The 16,031-nt window shown below is 68.9% G+C and carries 21 protein-coding genes and 2 tRNA genes; 11 read left to right on the top strand and 12 right to left on the bottom strand.

Annotated features, from left to right (window positions below; genetic code table 11):
* Nucleotides 1–136: 136 nt before the first annotated feature.
* Nucleotides 137–1,072, top strand: coding sequence for a hypothetical protein (locus ACFYZ4_RS27260; protein WP_390785080.1), 936 nt, complete (start codon nt 137–139; stop codon nt 1,070–1,072).
* Nucleotides 1,073–1,141: 69 nt separating this feature from the next.
* Here the strand turns inward: ACFYZ4_RS27260 and clpX are convergent, their stop codons facing one another.
* From clpX to ACFYZ4_RS27235, 5 genes are all read right to left on the bottom strand, one after another.
* The gene (gene clpX, locus ACFYZ4_RS27255) at nt 1,142–2,428 is read right to left on the bottom strand and encodes an ATP-dependent Clp protease ATP-binding subunit ClpX (RefSeq protein WP_351302272.1); all 1,287 of its coding nucleotides are present in this window, start codon (nt 2,426–2,428) and stop codon (nt 1,142–1,144) included.
* Nucleotides 2,429–2,581: 153 nt separating this feature from the next.
* On the bottom strand, nt 2,582–3,253 hold the full coding sequence (locus tag ACFYZ4_RS27250) for an ATP-dependent Clp protease proteolytic subunit (RefSeq protein WP_351302275.1): 672 nt from the start codon (nt 3,251–3,253) through the stop codon (nt 2,582–2,584).
* A 54-nt stretch (nt 3,254–3,307) separates the two neighbouring features.
* On the bottom strand, nt 3,308–3,925 hold the full coding sequence (locus tag ACFYZ4_RS27245; protein ID WP_326590747.1) for an ATP-dependent Clp protease proteolytic subunit: 618 nt from the start codon (nt 3,923–3,925) through the stop codon (nt 3,308–3,310).
* 276 nt (nt 3,926–4,201) lie between these two features.
* The gene (gene tig, locus ACFYZ4_RS27240; RefSeq protein ID WP_362852618.1) at nt 4,202–5,590 is read right to left on the bottom strand and encodes a trigger factor; all 1,389 of its coding nucleotides are present in this window, start codon (nt 5,588–5,590) and stop codon (nt 4,202–4,204) included.
* 164 nt (nt 5,591–5,754) lie between these two features.
* Nucleotides 5,755–5,831: transfer RNA gene (locus ACFYZ4_RS27235), tRNA-Pro, on the bottom strand.
* Between the two features lie 168 nt (nt 5,832–5,999).
* Between ACFYZ4_RS27235 and ACFYZ4_RS27230 the strand changes: the two genes are divergently transcribed.
* Together ACFYZ4_RS27230 and ACFYZ4_RS27225 are read left to right on the top strand one after the other, a co-directional pair.
* Nucleotides 6,000–6,070, top strand: a tRNA-Gly gene (locus ACFYZ4_RS27230).
* A gap of 152 nt (nt 6,071–6,222) precedes the next feature.
* Nucleotides 6,223–6,459, top strand: coding sequence for a hypothetical protein (locus tag ACFYZ4_RS27225; RefSeq protein WP_351302282.1), 237 nt, complete (start codon nt 6,223–6,225; stop codon nt 6,457–6,459).
* A 75-nt stretch (nt 6,460–6,534) separates the two neighbouring features.
* Here ACFYZ4_RS27225 and ACFYZ4_RS27220 read toward each other — a convergent pair whose 3' ends face one another.
* Both ACFYZ4_RS27220 and ACFYZ4_RS27215 read right to left on the bottom strand, forming a co-directional pair.
* Nucleotides 6,535–6,666, bottom strand: coding sequence for a hypothetical protein (locus ACFYZ4_RS27220; RefSeq protein WP_351302285.1), 132 nt, complete (start codon nt 6,664–6,666; stop codon nt 6,535–6,537).
* Between the two features lie 8 nt (nt 6,667–6,674).
* A complete protein-coding gene (locus ACFYZ4_RS27215) occupies nt 6,675–7,121 on the bottom strand; it encodes a hypothetical protein (RefSeq protein ID WP_390785079.1) in 447 nt (148 codons plus the stop codon).
* A gap of 330 nt (nt 7,122–7,451) precedes the next feature.
* Between ACFYZ4_RS27215 and ACFYZ4_RS27210 the strand changes: the two genes are divergently transcribed.
* Entirely contained in the window at nt 7,452–8,291 is an 840-nt protein-coding gene (locus tag ACFYZ4_RS27210) for a hypothetical protein (protein ID WP_390785078.1), read from the top strand.
* 204 nt (nt 8,292–8,495) lie between these two features.
* Here the strand turns inward: ACFYZ4_RS27210 and ACFYZ4_RS27205 are convergent, their stop codons facing one another.
* Nucleotides 8,496–8,687, bottom strand: a complete 192-nt coding sequence (locus ACFYZ4_RS27205) for a hypothetical protein (RefSeq protein WP_390785077.1) — start codon at nt 8,685–8,687, stop codon at nt 8,496–8,498.
* An 89-nt stretch (nt 8,688–8,776) separates the two neighbouring features.
* Nucleotides 8,777–8,947, bottom strand: coding sequence for a hypothetical protein (locus tag ACFYZ4_RS27200; RefSeq protein WP_390785076.1), 171 nt, complete (start codon nt 8,945–8,947; stop codon nt 8,777–8,779).
* A gap of 104 nt (nt 8,948–9,051) precedes the next feature.
* Here ACFYZ4_RS27200 and ACFYZ4_RS27195 point away from each other — a divergent pair, with 104 nt between their 5' ends.
* From ACFYZ4_RS27195 to ACFYZ4_RS27175, 5 genes are all read left to right on the top strand, one after another.
* Nucleotides 9,052–9,546, top strand: coding sequence for a UTRA domain-containing protein (locus ACFYZ4_RS27195; RefSeq protein ID WP_390785198.1), 495 nt, complete (start codon nt 9,052–9,054; stop codon nt 9,544–9,546).
* Between the two features lie 9 nt (nt 9,547–9,555).
* Nucleotides 9,556–9,762 carry a hypothetical protein gene (locus ACFYZ4_RS27190; protein ID WP_390785075.1) on the top strand — a complete coding sequence of 69 codons (207 nt, stop codon included), beginning with the start codon at nt 9,556–9,558 and terminating at the stop codon, nt 9,760–9,762.
* A gap of 127 nt (nt 9,763–9,889) precedes the next feature.
* Nucleotides 9,890–10,300 (top strand): VOC family protein, encoded by a 411-nt coding sequence (locus ACFYZ4_RS27185; protein WP_351302298.1) that lies wholly within the window; start codon nt 9,890–9,892, stop codon nt 10,298–10,300.
* A gap of 338 nt (nt 10,301–10,638) precedes the next feature.
* Nucleotides 10,639–10,944: a hypothetical protein gene (locus tag ACFYZ4_RS27180; protein ID WP_390785074.1), complete on the top strand. Its 306-nt coding sequence runs from the start codon at nt 10,639–10,641 to the stop codon at nt 10,942–10,944.
* A 77-nt stretch (nt 10,945–11,021) separates the two neighbouring features.
* Nucleotides 11,022–11,573, top strand: a complete 552-nt coding sequence (locus tag ACFYZ4_RS27175) for a hypothetical protein (protein ID WP_390785073.1) — start codon at nt 11,022–11,024, stop codon at nt 11,571–11,573.
* Between the two features lie 130 nt (nt 11,574–11,703).
* Here the strand turns inward: ACFYZ4_RS27175 and ACFYZ4_RS27170 are convergent, their stop codons facing one another.
* From ACFYZ4_RS27170 to ACFYZ4_RS27160, 3 genes are all read right to left on the bottom strand, one after another.
* Entirely contained in the window at nt 11,704–11,898 is a 195-nt protein-coding gene (locus ACFYZ4_RS27170; RefSeq protein WP_030008564.1) for a membrane protein, read from the bottom strand.
* Between the two features lie 176 nt (nt 11,899–12,074).
* Entirely contained in the window at nt 12,075–12,530 is a 456-nt protein-coding gene (locus ACFYZ4_RS27165) for an HD domain-containing protein (RefSeq protein ID WP_351302307.1), read from the bottom strand.
* Complete coding sequence (locus tag ACFYZ4_RS27160) at nt 12,527–13,936, bottom strand: pyridoxal phosphate-dependent decarboxylase family protein (protein ID WP_390785072.1); 1,410 nt, start codon at nt 13,934–13,936, stop codon at nt 12,527–12,529. The genes ACFYZ4_RS27165 and ACFYZ4_RS27160 overlap by 4 nt, the downstream gene beginning before the upstream one ends.
* 603 nt (nt 13,937–14,539) lie before the next feature.
* Between ACFYZ4_RS27160 and ACFYZ4_RS27155 the strand changes: the two genes are divergently transcribed.
* Nucleotides 14,540–14,929, top strand: a complete 390-nt coding sequence (locus ACFYZ4_RS27155) for a DUF4232 domain-containing protein (protein ID WP_351302313.1) — start codon at nt 14,540–14,542, stop codon at nt 14,927–14,929.
* Nucleotides 14,926–15,528, top strand: coding sequence for an AAA family ATPase (locus tag ACFYZ4_RS27150; RefSeq protein WP_390785197.1), 603 nt, complete (start codon nt 14,926–14,928; stop codon nt 15,526–15,528). The genes ACFYZ4_RS27155 and ACFYZ4_RS27150 overlap by 4 nt, the downstream gene beginning before the upstream one ends.
* The last annotated feature ends 503 nt before the right edge of the window (nt 15,529–16,031 follow it).

The raw sequence follows: 16,031 nt of genomic DNA, 5'->3' as shown, positions 1-16,031 counted from the left end.
CACAGTTTACGGCCGTAACAGTCCAGTCATGAAACCGGTAATGAGGGGGCCCGCCGCCCCGGGCGCCATCCCCTTCCGCCAGGATGTGTGGAACGGATAAGCAAAACGGATAGCCAACCTCATTGGGGGACGCGGGATGAGTTACAACCAGCCAGGGCCCTACGGGCAGCAGCCTCAGCAGCCGGGACCGTACGGGCAGCAGCCCGCGCAGCCGAATCCGTACGGCCAGCCCGCCCCCCAGCCCGGGCCCTACGGCCAGCCCGCCCCGCAGCCGGGCTACGGCTACCCGCAGCAGCCGGGCGTTCCCCCGCAGGGCTACCCGCAGCAGCCGCCGACGCCGGCGTACGGCTACCCGCAGCAGCAGGCTCCGTACGGCGGGCAGCCGCCGAAGAAGTCCAAGGCCGGGGTGATCATCGCCGCGGTCGTCGCGGTCGCGGTCGTCGCGGGCGCCGGCTGGTACTTCACGAAGGGCGGCGGCGCGGGCGGCGACATCGCGGCCGACACCAAGGGCTACAAGCTGGTCGCCCCGGAGTCGGTGGACGACTTCAAGAAGGACCCGAAGTACAAGGAAAAGCCCTTCACCGACAAGGACAAGAAGGAAGCCGAGGCGGTGGGCGTCAAGAACCCCACCCAGGTGGGGATGACCTACCAGTCCGGTGACCCGAGCAACCCGCTGGCCGGGAAGCTCCTCAACTTCTCGGGCGTCTACGGCGAGATCGCGGACCCGGAGAAGGCGGTGGACGCGTACTTCGCCCTGGCCAAGCTGCAGGGCACCAAGGACGACAGCAAGTCCACGGTCGACCTCGTCGGGAGCCCCAAGACGATGAGCCCGGCCAACTTCAAGGGCGCCGTGCTCAAGTGCCAGGAAGCCAAGTTCACCTCGAAGGACACGACCGTCAAGGGGCCGAAGGAGTTCACGGTCCCGATCTGCATCTGGGGTGACTACAGCACCCTGAGCACGGTCACTTCCATGGAGATGGCCTCGCTGCTCTCCGGCAAGTCGGGTTACACCCAGGAGCAGACCGCGGAGCTCGCCGCGAAGCTCTACAACACCGCCCGCGTCAAGAAGTAGCGGCACGGCAGGACATGCAGAAGGGGCGCCCCCGGCCGGGGGCGCCCCTTCTGCATGCTGCTCTGCGGGCTACGCGGACTTCTCGTGCGGGCCCTGGTCCTTCGGGACGATCCGGGGGACCAGCGTCGGGTTGACGTTGGAGCGGACCACGTCGGACGTGATGACCACGCGGGCCACGTCCTTGCGGGACGGGACCTCGTACATCACCGACATGAGGACCTCTTCCATGATGGCGCGCAGGCCGCGCGCGCCGGTCTGGCGGAGGATCGCCTGGTCGGCGATGGCCTCGAGGGCCTCGCGCTCGAAGTCCAGCTCCACACCGTCGAGTTCGAACAGCCGCTGGTACTGCTTCACCAGGGCGTTGCGCGGCTCGATCAGGATCTGGAGCAGGGCCTCCCGGTCCAGGTTGTGCACGGAGGTCAGCACGGGGAGGCGGCCGATGAACTCGGGGATCATCCCGAACTTCACCAGGTCCTCCGGCATGACCTCCTGGAACTGGTCGCTGGCCTCGATCTCGCGCTTCGAGCGGATCGTCGCCCCGAAGCCGATGCCCTTGGCGCCCGCACGCGACTCGATGATCTTCTCCAGGCCGGAGAAGGCGCCGCCCACGATGAAGAGCACGTTCGTCGTGTCGATCTGGATGAACTCCTGGTGCGGGTGCTTCCGGCCGCCCTGCGGCGGTACGGAGGCGGTCGTGCCTTCCAGGATCTTCAGGAGGGCCTGCTGCACGCCCTCGCCGCTCACGTCGCGCGTGATCGACGGGTTCTCGCTCTTGCGGGCCACCTTGTCGATCTCGTCGATGTAGATGATCCCGGTCTCGGCCTTCTTGACGTCGTAGTCGGCGGCCTGGATCAGCTTCAGCAGGATGTTCTCGACGTCCTCGCCGACGTACCCGGCCTCCGTCAGCGCCGTCGCGTCGGCGATGGCGAACGGGACGTTCAGCATGCGGGCGAGGGTCTGCGCGAGCAGCGTCTTGCCGGAGCCCGTGGGGCCCAGCAGCAGGATGTTGGACTTCGCGAGCTCGATCGCGTCGTCCCGGCCCTGCGCGCCGCCGTTCTCGCCGGCCTGGACCCGCTTGTAGTGGTTGTAGACCGCTACGGAGAGAGCCTTCTTCGCCGGCTCCTGGCCGACGACGTAGCTCTCCAGGAACTCGTAGATCTCACGGGGCTTGGGGAGTTCCTCCCACCGGACCTCGGAGGTCTCCGCGAGCTCTTCTTCGATGATCTCGTTGCAGAGGTCGATGCACTCGTCGCAGATGTACACACCGGGTCCTGCGATGAGCTTCTTCACCTGCTTCTGGCTCTTTCCGCAGAACGAGCACTTGAGCAGGTCGCCGCCGTCACCGATGCGTGCCACGAGGTGCTTCCCCTTCGCCTGGGAGACGCCTGGTTCAGCGCTCCTGGTGCCTCATATCCGACGGTACCTTGCCGGGGGCCCCGTGCGGGGCCCCCTTGACGTGGTTCACATCGCCGAATCCGGCGGCGGTTCCACGCCAACTGGCGGCAAGGATCAGTGCGAACTCTTGCGGGTGGAGATGATCTGGTCGATCAGGCCGTACGCGAGCGCGTCCTCGGCCGTCAGGATCTTGTCGCGCTCGATGTCGTCGCGGATCTTCTCGATCGGCGTCGTCGAGTGCTTGGCCAGCATGGTCTCCAGCTGGTCGCGCATGCGCAGGATCTCGTTGGCCGCGATCTCCAGGTCGGAGAGCTGCTCACGGCCGGTGCCGCCGGAGGGCTGGTGGATCAGCACACGGGCGTTCGGCAGGGCCATGCGCTTGCCGGGGGTGCCGGCGGCGAGCAGGACCGCGGCGGCGGAGGCCGCCTGGCCCATGCAGACCGTCTGGATGTCCGGCTTCACGAACTGCATCGTGTCGTAGATCGCCGTCAGCGCGGTGAAGGAGCCACCGGGGCTGTTGATGTAGATCGAGATGTCGCGGTCGGGGTCCATCGACTCCAGGCACAGCAGCTGCGCCATGACGTCGTTGGCGGAGGCGTCGTCGATCTGCACGCCGAGGAAGATCACGCGCTCCTCGAAGAGCTTCGCGTACGGGTCGTACTCGCGCACGCCCTGCGAGGTGCGCTCGACGAAGCGCGGGATGACGTAGCGGTTGTCCACCTGCGGGCCGGTGTAGAGGCCGTTGGCGCTCGCGGAGAAGTTGTTCTGCATCTGGGTGTTCACCATCCTGGTGGCGTTCTGCGGGCTGTCGACTGCTGGGTACTGACGGTGGTGCCGGGATCAGGCCCCGGTGCCGCCGCCGCCCGGAACGTTGGACGCGGCCGAGATGATCTCGTCGATGAGGCCGTAGTCCTTGGCCTCCTGGGAGGTGAACCAGCGGTCGCGGTCACCGTCGCGGATGATCGCCTCGACGGTCTGGCCCGAGTGGAACGCGGTGATCTCGGCCATCCGCTGCTTGGTGCGCAGCAGGTACTGGGCCTGGATCTTGATGTCCGACGCGGTGCCACCGATGCCGGCGGAGCCCTGGTGCATCAGGATGTCGGTGTTCGGCAGGGCGAAGCGCTTGCCCTTGGCGCCACCGGTGAGCAGGAACTGCCCCATCGAGGCCGCCATGCCCATGCCGATGGTCACGACGTCGTTGGGGATGTACTGCATGGTGTCGTAGACGGCCATGCCGGCCGTCACGGAGCCACCGGGGCTGTTGATGTAGAGGTAGATGTCCTTCTCCGGCTCGGCGGCCAGGAGCAGGAGCTGTGCGGTGATCTTGTTCGCGATGTCGTCGTCAACCTGCTGGCCGAGGAAGATGATGCGCTCGCCGAGCAGCCGGTTGTAGACATGGTCGCCGAGGCCGCCACCGATGGACGGCTCACCCGCGGCGTAAGGCTTCAGATTCGTCACGTATCCACCTGCTCGTCTCCGACGGCCATGTGCCGTCTCAGCGTCTCGTTCTGGGGCGCGGTCCGGCCGGTGCGGACGAGTCCGCCGGCGCCCGGGTACTCACGTGCCCTCGTATTCATGGACCCTAACGCGCAGGTCGGACAACGCCATCCCGCTTCCCGAACTGTTCGCTCGGAGCGCAAGGTCCCGGGGCCGTTGGGGCGCCAGGCCGAAGGGCCCGGACGCGGCTGCGTACGGGCCCTTCGGGGCACTGCTCAGTGGGCTTCGCCCGGGGTGTTACTTGGCCTCGTCGGCCTTGACCTCGTCGTCACCGTCGACGGTGGCCTCGACGGTCTCGACGGCCGTCTCCTCGTCCTCGTCGGACAGGTCCACGACGTCACCGTTGGTGTCGACGACCTTGGCGGCCTCGACGACGACCGCGAGGGCCTTGCCGCGGGCGACCTCGCCGACGAGCATCGGAACCTGGCCACCCTCGACGACCGCCTGGGCGAACTGGTCGGGGGACATGCCGGAGGACTGGGCACGGCGCATGAGGTGCTCGGTGAGCTCCTCCTGGTTGACGCCCAGCTTCTCCTTGTTGACCAGCGCGTCGAGGACGAACTGGGTCTTGATGCCCTTGATCGCCTGCTCGGAGGTCTCGGCGTCGAACTCCTCGACCGTCTTGCCCTGGAACTCCAGGTACTTCTCGATGGTCAGACCCATCTGGCCGAGCTGGTGGTGCTCCAGGTTGTGCTTGCGGGTCTGGACCTCGTCCGCGAGGAGCTTCTCGGGGATCGGGACCTCGACGAGCTCCAGCAGCTTCTCCAGGACGCGCTCCTGGGCCTGCGTGGCCTGGTCGTACTGCTTCATGTTCTCGAGGCGCTTGCGGCTGTCCGCCTTGAGGTCCTCAAGGGTGTCGAACTCGCTCGCCATCTGCGCGAACTCGTCGTCCAGCTCCGGGAGCTCCTTGGCGGAGACCTTGGTGACCTTGACGGTGACCTCGGCGTCCTTGCCCTCGGCGGAGCCGCCCTTCAGCTGGGAGGTGAAGGTGGCCTCGCCACCGGCCTCCAGGCCCGTGACGGCCTCGTCGATGCCCTCGAGGAGCTCGCCCGAGCCGATGGTGTACGCGACGTCGGAGGCGACGCCGTCGGGCAGCACCTCGCCGTCGACCTTGGCCTCCAGGTCGATGGTGACGACGTCACCGTCGGCGGCGGCGCGCTCGACGTCCTTGGTGGAGCCGAAACGGCCGCGCAGCTGCTCGACCGACTTCTCGACGTCCTCGTCGGAGACCTCGATGGCGTCGACCTCGACCTCGATGCCGGAGTAGTCCGGGATCTCGATCTCGGGACGGACGTCGACCTCGGCGGTGAAGGCCAGCAGCTCGCCGTCCTTCAGCTCCGTGATGTCCACCTCGGGCTGGCCCAGCGGGTTCAGGTCGGCCTCGTTGACGGCCTCGGTGTAGAACTTCGGGAGGGCGTCGTTGACGGCCTCCTCCAGCACCGCACCGCGGCCGAAGCGCTGGTCGATGACGCGGGCCGGGATCTTGCCCTTGCGGAAGCCCTTCACCGTGACCTGCTGGTTGATCTTCTTGTACGCCGCGTCGAGGCTGTCCTTGAGCTCCTCGAAGGGCACCTCAACAGTGAGCCGAACCCGAGTCGGGTTCAGGGTCTCCACGGCGCTCTTCACGGTTCGGTCTCCTTGTGGCTGACTTCTGGGGGATCTGCCGTCTCGCTGCGATTCAGCGGTTCAGCGGACTTCGGCCCGGTACATCAGACACACGGGCACGCAGCTTGCATAGTAGCCGCAAGCGGCAATCAGCCCACAACGCGATCTTGTGGAGACACTGCTGCTGGTCGGGGTGGCCGGATTCGAACCGACGACCTTCCGCTCCCAAAGCGGACGCGCTACCAAGCTGCGCCACACCCCGTCGGTGCGACACGTAGGGTACATGCCCGGAGACCCTCTGATGTGCGGGGTTTCCCGATGCGTTTCGGGCTCGTCCGGGGCGTGCGCGCGAAATGTGGTGTGCGCTCCCCCTGTACGACCCGCTAGGATGCTGTCCGTGCCGCGGTCCCGTACCTGCGGCGCGCGCGTTGCGGGTGTAGCTCAATGGTAGAGCACTAGTCTTCCAAACTAGCTACGCGGGTTCGATTCCCGTCACCCGCTCTGAACCACAAAGGGCCAGGTCAGAGGACGTTTCCTCGACCTGGCCCTTGGTCATTCCCGGGGCCCGGATCACTCGCGCGTGCCCCCCGCGTGCCCCTCACTCGCCACGTGCCTGCCAGTACGATCAGCGCCCACTGTCCAGGGGGTATCGCATGAGCGCCGGCATGGCACTCGGGGTCAGTCACGACCGGGAATGGATCATCCGCAACGCCAAGGGGCGGAAGTTCGTGTACGAGTCCGCGGAGGAAGCCTTCGAGGAGCTGCACGAGTACGGCGAGGGTGCCGTGGTGCTGACGCGTGAGGTGTACCGGGGCATGTTCCGCACCAAGCCGGTCACCGACTGGCAGGAGGTCGCGCCGCCGGTCAGCGATTCGGACACCGAAAGCTGATCCGCATCCACGACTCAGGGCCAGGCCGCAGGAATATCCCCGGCCTGGCCCGGGTCGCCCGCACGAATGCCGTGTTCAGCCGTCCGCTTCGGCAGTCCTGCCGAGTTGCCCCTTCGCACCCTTGCGCCCCGCCTGCACCAGCCCACTGAGCGCATCGGCGCTCGCGTGCTGGTAAATCAGTGCGGCACGAGCGGTGCTGTGGCCCATGCGCGTCATCAACTCCCTTGTGCTGGAACCTGTTGACGCGGCGAGCGTGTTGCCCGTCTGCCGAAGGTCATGAAAATGCAGCGCGGGGTCGCTCTCTTGGCCCCGACGAAGACACACCCGTCGGCGCCGGCCTCGGCGTATCGCTTCAGGTGCTCGTGGAGGTCCGGGAGGATCACGCCGGGGATGGAGACCGTCCTCTTGCCGGCGGCACTCTTCGGCGCCTTGATCTCCCGCTGCCCGTTGCTCAGTTCGGCGACGGCCCGCCGGACCCGTACGGTCCGGTGCTCCAGGTCCACGTCTCGCCCGGCCATGAGCACGAGGGCGCGGTAGCGCGGCTGGATCGCCTCGGCCAGCGCGTAGACCTCCTCGACCGTGGCGGTCGGCCGTTCCGGCGTGCGGACGCTGCTGGCCCCCTTCACCTGGCAGGGGTTCCGCCGGATCAGCTCGTCGGACACGGCCGTCCCCAGGATGGCCCGGAGCAGGGCGTAGGCCTTGGCGACGGTGGTGGGCCCGGTGCCGGCGGCCAGCTTGTCGGCACGCCAGCTCCGTACAAGGGGCGGGGAAATCTCTGCGTACTAGCACCTCGTCGCCACGGAGGTCGCCACGTGGACCTGGCTGGCAGGTGGCACAGCCCGTCGCGGAGGCGACTCGCGCGTATGGTGGCGCAGTCGGCGACGCACTGAACGAGCCGTGCAGATACTCGCGCTTATACAGAGCCGCCCCAAAGCAGCTCCGCCGACCAAGGTCACGCGGCCACGCCCTTCGCTTGCGGCACCATAACCAGCATGGACCTTGAGGGGATAGGCGCGCTGTCTGCGGCCGTCGTAGCGAGCATCGGGATTCCGACGACCATGCTGATTGGCCGATGGCAGATGAAGGCCGGCTTGCGTACGGCGGAGGCCACAAGCAAAGCGGGGCTGGCTCAAGCCGAGTCTACATACCGTGCAGCGCTGGACGCTGTTCGCGCCCAGGCGAACGCCGCTCACCTGCAATGGCGTCGTGGCATCCAGAGGGACGCCTATGCCTCCTTCCTCCTCACTGCCAATCGAGTGCAGGAGTTGGGTGAGCGATTCGTCGCGAACAACGAGGAGGAGATATCAGCGGAGACCATCAGAGCCGGGAAGGCTGATATTTACGACGCTCTCGCGAACCTTAAGGCGGCTCAAACGGTGATTGAGCTAGAAGGGCCTGACGACGTTGCCGCCCCTGCTGCAGGCATGACCGATGCCGCACACTCGATGGGCTATCACCTCGGGAAGCAGGCAACGTACGAGAGAGCGTGGAGCAAGCTCGGCCGGACATTGGATCACCAATCGCCAGATGTGAGCGCTGCTGCTGTGAGACTCATGGAGGCACTGGCTAACCTCCGCTCCACTTTCCGATCAGAACTCGATGAGCCGGGTAGGCAGAATACTCATGAGGGCCGAGCTGCGGAACGGTCCTGCCGCGACGCCTGGAGCACATTGCCACCGGACACTCTGGACGACGGCGAGTTCAGAGCACTACTAGAGGGATGGTCATCTCATCCTCCGACATCGAGCAGCTCATACCTCGATGCCGTTCACCAATTCCGCGAGAAAGAAGCGCAATTCGTCAGTGCCGTCAAGATCGAACTGCACGGTTAACCCACTCCGTAGGACCTACTCCCAGTCTTCGCCCCACCCTGTCTTGCGGCACCTTCCTGACTAGGTTTGGGGCCGCTCCGTTGATTCGTGTGAGCTCTTGCTCTCTGAGGTGCGCCGACGCTCCTTCGTGGGCGGAGTGCGCTGGGTGCGGGAGGCGGTGGCCGCGGCTGGTTGCTACTCGGACTGCATTCCGGAGGGCTCCGGTCAGGCCGAATTCGTGTCGGCGAGCACTTCGAGGGCCTGGGCCAGGAGCTCGGATCCCAAGCCGAGCTGGATCTCTTCGGTGTTGTCGGCGAGGCGGGACAGGTAGCCGGTGGGAGTGTCGGCGCTCAGGTAGCAGGGCTTGTCTTCGAGGCCCGACCATGGGAGGAGGCGCAGTTCGTTTCTCTCGGTCACTCCTTCGAGCTCCTCTCCTCGGTCACGAGGCGGGTGGTGAAGAGGGCGTCCGCTCTGTCGCAGGTGAGGACGGGGACGAGCGTGCATCGTCAGCGCCTCGCCTGACTCGAGAACCGCCGTTTGGCGCCGGCGGGCAGTTGGACGAGGGCGGTCACGCGGCACGCTTGGCCGCCGATCTGGACAACGTCGCCGCGACGCACGCTGATCGAACTGATCTCGATGTTGGCGGCGAAGGCGCCGCTGGGAGCCCAGCCGCTCATTGGTTCACCTGCCGCGGGGCCAGTGCAGTGTCCGGGGTGTGGCAGGGGCAGTCGCAAGCCTCGCAGATCACGGGGAGGCCAACGGGTGCGGCGGCTGGGGACGCCTGGGCGCGTTGCTGATCTCCCAGGGAGTGCTGGAGGGGCGCGCGGGGTCGGGCACGTACGTCGCCGAGCCTCGTCGACGCGACCTGTGCGTGCGTACGGTCTATGAGTTCCTCGCCGATGAGCGGCCGGTTCAGTTGTCGACGAGCTGGGAGCCGCACGGACTCACCGCGGGCACGCTCGTCGTCCTGCCGGAGGGTGGGCCGCATGCCGGCGTTGGCGTCGTGAACCGGATGGCCGAGATCGGGATCACGGTCAGCCGCGCCGTCGAGCATCCGGGGCCGCGACAGGCGAGCGCGGAGGAGGCATCGCTCCCCGGGATCCAGAAGGCCGCTCTGGTCACCCGCATCCGGCGGAGGTATTACAGCGACCAGGGGCGGCCCGTGGAGACGGCGGACATCGTCGTCCCCGCCGCACTGTGCGAGATCGTCCACGAGATCCCTGTCGGCCGCCAGCGCGGACATGCTGCAACCCGTTTCGTGGCCGCCCGGCATTAGCGTGGCTGCATGGATGAACCGCTGATCAAGGTGCAGAGCTCAGCCGGCGAGGCTCACATCAAGGCCAACGCCGAAGGGCTTCGCGTCCTCGCGGAGCGGCTGTTGGAGCTCGCCGGCCCCGGCGTACGGGACGGGCGCCACCTGCACCTCGATGCGGGCGTTGACCTTGAGGACGGCTCGTCCGGCCTCGTTCTGGAGCGTGACGACTCGCTCTAATCGGCTCCGCCGAAGTCCGCTGCCGATCCGCACCTGCGGGACAACCCTGGCCGCCCCTGGTGAACGGGATCTGGGGGCGAAGGGCCTGCTCTCGAAGTCGGGTGTGAGGTTGTGCCAAGATCGCGGGATGCTGCGACTCACCGATTTCATTATCGACTGCCCGGACACGATGAAGCTGGCAACTTTCTACTCCGAGGTGACGGGCCGTCCGATCAAGGAAGGCAGCTCTGAGGACTGGGCCGGCATCCAGTTCGGCGAGATCGAGCTGGCATTCATCCGGGTGGACGACTACCGCGCTCCGCAGTGGCCCGACAGCGAGCACCCCAAGCAGTTCCACCTCGACTTCGAAGTGGACGAGATCGAGTCCGAGCAGCGCCGCGTCCTCGACCTCGGCGCGACGCTGAGGCAGGACTTCATCGGCCCCAACGGCTACGGCTGGCAGGTCTACACCGACCCGATCGGCCACCCCTTCTGCCTGTGCCGCAACAAGGGCGTCACCTGGACCGACCAGGGCCCCGTTTGGCCCAAGCGCGACTAAGCGGCTTCGACGAGGTTCGTTGCCGGCTGTGGGTTCCGGTAGCGATGTACCACAACCGTGTATGCCACTCGCCGACGCCATCCCCCCAAGGCCCCGGCGGGCCGTGTCCCCCGCGTGGCCGCGCGGGGGCCTCGGGCGGGGAGTGTCGGGGAGACGCGGGGAGGCTGGCCGTAAGGTGCAGGCCAGGGACTTGGCCGGTGAGCGGGTAGGCGCGTACGCGATCTTCCTAACCAGCTAAGCGAGTTCGATTCCCGCCACCCACTCTGAAGCACAAAAGGGCCAGGTCAGGGAGTTCTCCTGAACCTGGCCCTTCGTCGTTCCGTACGAGAGGCGGGGAGATGGACGATCTTTGGGCGAGCATCGGGCTTCACCCGGACCAGGTCGTTCGATGTGAGGTCACCGGGCACCGAGGGCGCTTCGGCGTAGAGGTCTCCATCGTCAAGCCCCGATCCGACGTCGCCGCCTTCGTCGACTTCGTCCTGCTGACCGACGAACGCAGGCACCTGACCTCGGACGAGTTCCCGCCGATCGGGAGCCTGCTCGACGCCGTGACCTTGGATATCCACCCGAACGGCGAACTGAGGCTGTGCGCGCGCCCGTCGTCACTGGCTGGTCTCCGGGTCCAGGACGGCCGGCAGAGGTGAAGGCCACGCAGGCGGGGGCTGCGTGGATCTCGTCCTTTGACCGACGGGCGGGGCTCTCCGTCTGCTAAGAAGCGGCCATGGACGCGGCTCTGACGGGACTTGCAGGCACAACCGTAGGCGCGATGGCCGGCTTCGCAGGGGCCTGGCTCGCCCAGCGGGGGCAGCTACGCCAACAGCGAGAGCAGCGGGCGTACGAGGAACGAGTGCGTTGGCTGGATGACAAGAAGGGCCTGTATCGCGATCTCCTGATCGCGACGAACGGCTGGCACGACTCGTTGGTTTCCATCTGGCGCGACGAGGACGACGGGCGGCTCTCGGAGGCTCGGGGAAGTGCCTACAAGTGGGGCGTCGAGGCTTCGCTCATAGCATCCGAGCCGGTTCGGACTGCCATTGAGGATCTGCAGGGCAGGTTCTCCGCCGCCCAGCTCGTGGTCCTCAGGCGCACGCCGACAACGGGGCGGCCACCTCTTGAGGCCGTGGAAGAAGGGCTTGCGCTGCTGGAGGCTGCCCTGCGGGCAGAACTCTCCGACCCGCTCCGTCCGGATGTTCACAGACGTTCGAGCCGTCCCTGGGGCGTACAGCGTGCCCTTTTCAGGGGCAGGGCGCCTCACGCAGTCGAGCGGGCATGAGGATCTGCCCTCCGAACGCTCCGGGGGGAATGCCGGGGAGCGTTCGGGGGGCCTCTTGTGCGTACGCGATCTTCGGAACCGGTTGCGCGGGTGTGGTTCCCGTTGCCCGGTCTGAAGACGAAGGGCCGGGTCAGAGTTTGATGTTGGCGATCATCGTCGCGAGGGAGTTGAGGAAACGGTTCACGTCGTCCGCGATCGAGCTGGATGCGAGGAAGAAGCCGAAGAGGGCCGCGACGATGGCGGGGCCCGTCTTGATGTGGTTGCCGCGGATCAGCACCACCAGGATGACCGCCAACAGAACCACCACTGACAGCGAAATGGCCACTACTGATCACACCTTCGGTCGTCCCCTGGTCGGCCCGGGGCGCGCGGCCAGGCACACCCCCACATGGACCATCCTCCCACCAACGGGCCCCGGCTATCCGCCGGGTGGCGAATCGCCGTGGTTCCGTTTCCGCCAACCACATGTGCGCCGGGCATGTTTCGGGCGCGGGGCCCGGGTTATGGGGTGGTGAGACCGAGCAGGGACCGGACATACGCGTACTTCGCGGACAGCCGATCGCGCGTGGGACCGTCCAGTACGGAGAGGCGTACGGGGTCGGCGTTGTGCGCCAGGTCGGCCTCCTTGACGAGGAGGGCGCCGGGCGTGGCGAGGATGCGGGCCGTGTACTGCTCGACCGGTTCGCCGGGGCGCTTGGTGACCGCGAGGATCATGTCCTTCACCGAGGGGGGAAGGGCGGCGGAATCCAGCCAGGTGAGGCTGAGGGCATCGTCCTCGATCGCGTCGTGGAGCCAGGCCGCCGCCTGCTGTTCGGGGCTGCCGCCGCGCAGGCGGACTCCCTCGGCCACGGCCGCCAGGTGCTCGGCGTAGGGCCGGCCGGCCTTGTCCGTCTGGCCTTCGTGCGCGGTGCGCGCGAGGGCCTCCACCTCGATGAGGGTCAGGGGGTTGTCCGTCATGCGATCTCCCTTGCCGCCGCGCCGAGGGCCTCCGCGGCCCGGCGTACATCCGCCTGCGTGGTACGCCAGTTGGAGAACGCGGCGCGCAGGGCGGGGGTTCCACCGTAGACGGTCGGGGTGACGAAGACCTCGGCGGCCGCGGCCTCGCGCAGGGCGGTCAGCCGGGCCGCGGTGGGGGTGTCGGCGAGGGTGAAGCAGACGACGTTGAGGCGGACCGGGGCGAGGAGGGTGAAGGCGGGGTCCTCGTCCAGTGCGGTGCCCAGGGCGCGGGCGCAGGCGATGTCGCGTTCGACGATCTCGCGGTGGCCTTCGCGGCCGTACGCGCGGAGCGTGAACCAGGCGGCGAGGGCGCGCAGCCGGTGGGAGTTCTCCGGGGTGAGGTGGACGAGGTCGGGGTGGTCGCCGAGGGGGCCGAGGTAGGCGGCGGAGTTCTGGAAGACGCGGGCCTGGAGGTCTTGGCGGCGGGTGAACTGGACGGCGCTGTCGTAGGGGACGTTGAGCCACTTGTGCAGGTCGACGCAGAGGGAGTCGGAGGCGTCGAGGCCGGCGGCGAGGTGCGCGTGGTCCGGGGAGAGGGCGGCGAAGGCGCCGAACGCGGCGTCGGTGTGCAGCCAGAAGTCGTGGCGTTCGCGCAGGGCGGTGATGGCGGGGAGGTCGTCGAAGTCGACGGTGTTGACGGTGCCCGCGTTGGCGACGACCACGGCCGGGCCGGGGGTGTCGGCGAGGGCGCGGTCCAGGGCGGCCGGGTCCACGGCCTCGCGGCCGGGCAGGGTCGGGACGCGTACGAGGGAGCTGCGGCCGAGGCCGAGGACCGAGAGGGCCTTGGCGATGGAGGAGTGCGGGGCGCCGGAGAGGACGCGGACCGGGCCGAGGGCGGCTGCGCCGTCGTCGGCCGGGGAGACGCCGAGGCGTTCGCCGAGCCATTCGCGGGCGATGGCGAGGCCGGTGGTGTTGGACATGGTGGCGCCGCTGACGAAGGTGCCGGTGTGGGCGGCGGAGAGGTGGAAGAGCTCGCGGAGCCAGCCGACGGTCTCGCGTTCGAGGTCCTGGCCGGCGCCGTCGAGGGCGGAGTTGGAGCTCTGGTCGTGGGCGGCGGTGAGCCAGTCCCCGGCGAGGGCGGCGGGGGTGGCTCCGCCGGTGACGAAGCCGAGGTAGCGGGGGCCGGCGGAGGCGGAGAGGCGCGGCTCCCAGCGCGCGCGGAAGGCGGTGAGGGCGGCGGCTGTGCCGGTGCCGTGCTCGGGGAGGGGTTCGGGGGCGGGGTCGGGGTTGGGGCCGGGGGGCCGCTTGCCGGCGGGCGGTACGACGGGACGCGCGTCCAGGGTGGCGAGCGCGTCGGCGGCGGCGCGGCGGGTGGCTTCGAGCAGGTCGGGGAGCCGGGCGAGGTCGGCGGCGAGCGTACGGTCCATGGGGGCACGGTAGGCGCGCCGCGCCCTGCCGGGGCGGGCCAATCGGCACGGATTGGCCCGCGCGTCGCCGGGCCCGCGCGCCGCGGGTCGGATCCTCCGGGGCTTGGCGGGCCACGGGCGCGGCCGAAGCACGGACGGCGCGGGCTGGGCCGGGTGGGGTGGGGCGGTTTCGGCGGGGCCGGGCGCGCGCCGGGACGTCTCCTCGGACACCGAACGTGGCGAGGGGTCGGAGAGCGGAGGCCTGTTGCGTTCGGCGCCCTGCGGGGATCGCCCCGGCACACACCCGACCCCGCCGAAACCGCCCGGGGGTCGGAGCCTCCTGCCGGAACCGGCCGAGGCGTTGGGTGGGCCAGTGGCGGGGCGTCGTAGGGTCGGTGGGTGATCGGGAAGCGGTGGGTGCGTGGCGTTGTCGGGGGCGTGGTCGTTGCGGGGGTGGTGGCGGGGTGCAGTACGCCGCCGGCGCCGCGGGCCGCGCCGGGGCCGACCCTCGGGCCGCAGGTCAGACCCACGCCGAACCGGAGCTCGCCCGCCCCGGATCGGACGCCTCACGAAAAGTGCCCCGAGGGCGGGGTCCGGCTCGTCGAGACGGGCGGGGACGCGGCGATGGGGCTGCGCGTGGAGGGCTTCCAGCTGGTCAACTGCGGTACGGAGCCCTACGTACTGGAGGGCTACCCGGAGGTGTCGCTGCGGGACGGCCGCAACGATCCGCTGGACGTCACCGTGGTGCACGGCGCGGAGGGGATCACCACGGGCGTGCCGAACATCGAGGCGGCCCCGGAACGGGTGACGCTGGCACCGGGACAGGCCGCGTCGTGGTCGGTGGTGTGGCGCAACCTCGTCACCGACGCGACCGTGACGGCCACGACGGTGCCGGTGCTGGAGATCGCGCCCCGCCCCGGAGCGCCCCGGCTGTGGCTGCGGCTGGCCCGGCCGTTCGACCTCGGGAACACCGGGAAGCTGGGCATCGGCCCGTGGACGGCGGTGACCCGGTGATCGTCTGGCTCAACGGGCCCTTCGGGGGTGGGAAGACGCAGACGGCGTACGAGGTGCACCGGCGGCTGCCGGGAAGCGTCGTGTGCGATCCCGAGCACGTCGGGTTCGGGCTCCACCGGATGCTGCCGCCCGCGCTGCGCGGCGATTTCCAGGACCTTCCGGCCTGGCGCCAGGGGGTGTTCGAGGTACTGGACCTCGCGGCGCGGCGGCATCCGGGGGTGCTGCTGGTGCCGATGACGGTCACGGAGCCGGCCTATTTCGCGCAGACCGTGGGGCGGCTGCGGGAACAGGGGCACGACGTACGGCATTTCGCGCTGCTGGCGCGGCGGGAGACGGTGCTGCGGCGGCTGCGGGAGCGGGGGCTGGGGCGCGGGCTGAAGCGGGAGAGCTTTGCGGTGGCCCGGCTGGAAGGGTGCCTGGAGGCACTGCGCGCGCCCGAGTTCGCGCAGCACGTGACCACTGACCGGCTGACCGTGTCCGAGGTCGCCGACCGGGTGGCCGCGTCTGCGGGCTTGGACCTGGCGCCGGACACCGACGGGGCGTTGCGGGGGCGGATTCGGCGGGCGCTGATCGGCGTGCGGCACATCCGCTTCGACTAGGCCGTCGCTTTCGGGCCTTGCCGTCTGCCGTTTCCCGGTGTGCCGCCGCTGCGCGGGCTCCGCCCCGCACCCCGCTCCTCAAGCGCCGGAGGGGCTGAATTTGTGCGGCGGGTCGGAGTGGTGCAGCAGGGCTGGAGTGGTGCGGCTCAAAGATCGGGGCTCCGCCCCGGACCCCGCGCCTCAAACGCCGGCGAGGCTGAATTTGTGCGGCGGAGGCTGGAGTGGTGCGGCGCCGGTGAATGGTGCGGCTCAAAGATCGGGGCTCCGCCCCGGACCCCACCGGGCTCTGCCCGGACCCGCTCCTCAAACGCCGGAGGGGCTGAATTTGTGCGGCCGAGGCTGAATGTGTACGGCGAAGCTGGATGGTGCGGCCAGGCTGGAGTTGGTGCGGCAGGGCTGAAAGTCGGCGCAGCCGGGCCGGTTGGGGCGGGGTCGGGTGTGTGTCGGGGTGATCCCCGCAGGGCGCCGAACGCAACGGGGCCGATCTCTCCGACCCCTCGTCA

This window comes from Streptomyces sp. NPDC001513, from assembly GCF_042894695.1.
Classification (GTDB): Bacteria; Actinomycetota; Actinomycetes; order Streptomycetales; family Streptomycetaceae; genus Streptomyces.
The sequence above is the reverse complement of the archived record's forward strand: the minus strand, read 5'-3'. Positions and strand labels throughout refer to the sequence as shown.